Genomic DNA, 903 nt, shown 5'->3' with positions numbered 1-903 from the left:
AGCCCGGGCCCGGCCCGCGGGCCAGCAGCAGCACCACATCGATCCCGGCCACCGCCAGCGCGGCCAGGAACGGCCACCGGGTGCGCGGCAGCAGCACCGCCGGGAGCACCAGCAGCACCGTCGCCACCAGCACCGCCCGCCCGGCGCCGCCGACCGGACCGGGCGGCCCGGCCACCAGCACCGCGGAGGCGCAGCCGAGCAGCAGCGCGGCCACCGCCCCGGCACCGGCCCGGCCCAGCCGCTGGGGCAGGCCGCGCACCCCGGCGGCCAGGTCGTCGGCCAGATCCGGCAGCACATTGGCGAAGTGCGCGCCGGTACCGAGCAGTACGGCCGCCGCCGTCAGCCACGGCGGCGGCCACGGCCCGCCGGGCAGGCCGAGCGTGACGAAGGCCGGCAGCAGGCCGAAGGCCAGCGCGTACGGCGCCCAGGAGAGCACGGTCCGCTTCAGCCCCAGGTTGTACGCCCACCCGGCGGCCACCCCGGCCAGGTGCGCGGCCCCGGCCGCCGCACCGGCCGCCAACGACAGTGGTACGCAGACCAGCAGCGCCGCACCGGCCGCCGCACGCAGCACCGCCGGGTCCAACTCCCCTGCGGCCAGCGGCTTGTCCCGGCGCCGCGCGGCCAGGTCACGCCGGTGGTCGATCAGATCGTTGCTCCACCCCACCGAGAGCTGGCCGGCCGCCACCGCCGCACCGGTCAGCGCACAGCCGGCCGGACCGCGCCCGCACCCGGCGGCGAACGCCGTGGCGAACAGCGTGACGGCGGCCGCCGGGGCCGGATGGCAGGCCCGCAGCAGCGGGAGCGGGCGCACGGCCCGGCCCGCGGCCGGTACCGCGTTCACGTTCGGCATGCCCCGATGCTAGGCCGCACCCGGCCCCACCCGCCGGACCGTCCCCCGACCCC

General features: G+C 79.7%; 1 protein-coding gene. It reads right to left on the bottom strand.

Features of this window, described 5'->3' with window-relative positions:
• Positions 1-850, bottom strand: an 850-nt coding sequence (locus AA75_RS39700) for a UbiA family prenyltransferase (protein WP_063794532.1), incomplete at its 3' end; no start/stop codon positions are given.
• Between the last annotated feature and the right edge of the window lie 53 nt (positions 851-903).

This window comes from Kitasatospora sp. MBT63 (genome assembly GCF_000710465.2).
Classification (GTDB): Bacteria; Actinomycetota; Actinomycetes; order Streptomycetales; family Streptomycetaceae; genus Kitasatospora.
The sequence above is the reverse complement of the archived record's forward strand: the minus strand, read 5'-3'. Positions and strand labels throughout refer to the sequence as shown.